Annotated in this window: 3 protein-coding genes; all 3 read right to left on the bottom strand. The window is 65.1% G+C overall.

Annotated features, from left to right (window positions below):
• Positions 1–221: 221 nt before the first annotated feature.
• A complete protein-coding gene (locus AC1P6P_RS11235) occupies positions 222–1,427 on the bottom strand; it encodes a beta-ketoacyl-[acyl-carrier-protein] synthase family protein (RefSeq protein WP_481402529.1) in 1,206 nt (401 codons plus the stop codon).
• The gene (locus AC1P6P_RS11230; protein ID WP_481402528.1) at positions 1,424–1,687 is read right to left on the bottom strand and encodes an acyl carrier protein; all 264 of its coding nucleotides are present in this window, start codon (positions 1,685–1,687) and stop codon (positions 1,424–1,426) included. The genes AC1P6P_RS11235 and AC1P6P_RS11230 overlap by 4 nt, the downstream gene beginning before the upstream one ends.
• Before the next feature lie 95 nt (positions 1,688–1,782).
• A partial coding sequence (locus AC1P6P_RS11225) for a glycosyltransferase (protein ID WP_481402527.1) occupies positions 1,783–2,779 on the bottom strand: 997 nt, incomplete at its 5' end.

The raw sequence follows: 2,779 nt of genomic DNA, 5'->3' as shown, positions 1-2,779 counted from the left end.
CTAGAGCATCGGACGTTCAAGCGAGATCATTCTTTCCTCCCCCGCGATGCTCAAATCATGACGGTGGCACGCCGCCGAAACAGCGGGGGTGGAAAGATGAACGACGTGATCTCGTCTGAATGTTCGTTGCTCTAATGTCTTGCCGGAAGATACTGGGTCCCCTTCCCCTCTCGACCGCCGCGGCGATCAATCGGCCGGGGATGACTCTTATTGAGTTGGTTCTACGCCCTTCGCACCGCCAGCACCGCGTTATGTCCGCCGAAGGCGAACGAGTTCGACAGCGCCACTTCGAACGCCTTCACGCGCGCCTCGTTGGGCACGTAGTCGAGATCGCAGGCCGGATCGGGTTCGGTGAAGTTCGCGGTCGGCGGCATGAAGCCGGCCCGCATTGCGATCACGGTGGCCGCCAATTCAAGTGCGCCGGCGCCGCCGAGCGCATGGCCGTGCAGCGATTTGGTCGACGACACGGCGAGTTTGTCCGCGTGCGGACCGAACACGGCGCGGATCGCCCGCGTCTCGGTGGGATCGTTGGCGGGCGTGCCGGTGCCGTGGGCGTTGATGTAGTCGACCGCTTCGGGCGCCAGTCCGGCATTGTCGAGGCAGGCCCTTATCGCCGCGGCGGCTCCGTCGGCGCTCGGCAACACGATGTCGGCGGCATCCGAACTCATGCCGAAGCCGGCGATTTCGGCCAGGATCGCGGCGCCGCGCGCCAGTGCGTGCTCGCGGTTTTCCAGCACGAACACCCCGGCGCCTTCGCCCAGCACCATGCCCGAGCGGTTTTTCGAGAATGGCCGGCAGGTGTCGGGCGACATTACCCTGAGCGCTTCCCATGCCTTGAGCGTGCCCCAGGTCAACGCCGCCTCGGTGCCGCCGGTCACCGCCGCGGTAACGGCGCCGCTTCTGACCATCTGGTAGGCGACCCCAACGGCGTGATTGGACGAGGCGCAGGCGCTTGCCACCGTGAACGACGGCCCGGTGATGCCGTGCTCCATGGTGATATGGCTCATCGCTGCCGAGATCATCATCTTGGGCACGGTGAAAGGATGCACCCGCTTGGCGCCTTCGGCATAGATGCGATGGAAACTCTCGTCGAGCGTCGTCATGCCGCCGACCCCGGCGCCGATGATGGTGGCGGCGCGCGCCCCCAGCGCCCGCAAATCGAGCCCGCTTTCGGTCACCGCCTGGCGGGCGGCGATCAGCGCGAACTGGGCGGCGCGGTCGAGCAGCGGCAGCTTCTTCTCGTCGAACAGGGCGGCGGGATCGAAGCCCTTCACTTCGGCGGCGATCTTCACGGCCAGCCCGTCGGGAGCAAGCACGCTGAGCGGCCCGATGGCGCTACGCCCGCTCTTCAGCGCGCTGCCAACTTCGTCGGCAGTGGCGCCGATCGGCGAGACGATGCCGAGCCCGGTGAGGACGACCCGGCTCATGCCGGATGCTGCTCGGCAACCAGTTTGTCGACCGCATCGGTAATCTCGCCGACCGATTGGAACGAGATGCCGGCGGTCGTCTGGTCGCCCGGTGCGTAGGGCACTTCGATGTCGAATTTTTCTTCGATCGCGAACACCAGTTCGACCACGTCGATCGATTGCAGGTCGAGATCGGCGAGTTTGGTGGTGCGGGTCAGTTCGGAAGGATCTTTTTTCGCCTGCTTGGCGACAATCGCAATCACGTCTTGTTCGCTGTTCATACAGGTGCCCCAGCTCGGGCCGAGTCTGGCCCGGAATCCGTTCGTACCCGTATTTTTATAGCGGAATCGGACGGCGCACCACGTCGAATCAGGAATCAACGCCCAACGATGCGGAACATCTCTTCTTGCAACTTGAGTGCATGTTTGCGTGCGTCGAAATCGCGCTCGATGCGTGCCCTGGCGGCAGCTCCGTGGGTGCGGCGCATCTCCGGGTCGCGGAAGTAGGCAAGGCAAGCCGTTGCCAGGCCTTCGACATCGGCGGGCTTGCCGCAGGCGAGGCGGCCTTCCGTTCCGTCGGCGCACATTTCGGCGATGCCGCCCATGGCGAAGGCGGCGATCGGCTTGCCCATGGCCATGGCTTCCATCACCGCGCGCGGCAGCGGGTCCGCGTAGACCGAGGGCACCACGGCAACATCGAAATCGGCGACGTAGGCGCGGGGATCGGCACGGAAGCCGATGAAGCGGATGAAATCGCCGATGCCGAGTTCACCGGCCAGCGCGATGCATTCGGCGCGATGGTCGGGCGTCATATCCTGGGGCGTGTCGCCGAGCACGATGAATTTGCAGCGGTCGCGTTCCTCCGCCGACAGACGGTCGTGCATCAGCTTGGCGGCATGCACCAGTTCGACATAGCCCTTGCGGCGGACGATGCGGCCATGGTTGCCGAAGATCACGGTGTCGGCAGCGAGGTTCAGTTCCTGACGCAGCAGCGGCGCCACCGCGGCGCCGTCGAATTCGCTGATGTCGAGCGCGGTCTGGATCGGCTTGACCTTGTCGCGGCAATGCTCGAACTGGATTTCGCACGGCTTCGAGACGCAGATGATGGTGCGGACATAGGGATTGCGCGCCAGCCGCTGATGCAGCCCGCGGGCGATTTTCGGCACTTCGGGATAGAGCACATGCCAGATCGCCGGCGTCTTGGTGCGCGCCGCCAGCGCCCCGCCGAGGAATCCGGCCGAGGTGCCGTTGCAGAAAATGAGGTCGTATTTTTCGCGCCTTATGCGTCGCGCCAGCCGGCCGAAGCCGGTCAGCATGCGGCCGACATTGCCGATCACGCGCGCGATCTTGAGCGGCCAGATGGCGTCGAAATCC

This window comes from Rhizomicrobium sp. (genome assembly GCF_056722145.1).
The sequence above is the reverse complement of the archived record's forward strand: the minus strand, read 5'-3'. Positions and strand labels throughout refer to the sequence as shown.

Bases quoted from the DNA above. Each gene is read 5' to 3' on its own strand.
- AC1P6P_RS11235 (WP_481402529.1), bottom strand. From the start codon at position 1,427: ATGAGCCGGGTCGTCCTCACCGGGCTCGGCATCGTCTCGCCGATCGGC.
- AC1P6P_RS11230 (WP_481402528.1), bottom strand. From the start codon at position 1,687: ATGAACAGCGAACAAGACGTGATTGCGATTGTCGCCAAGCAGGCGAAA.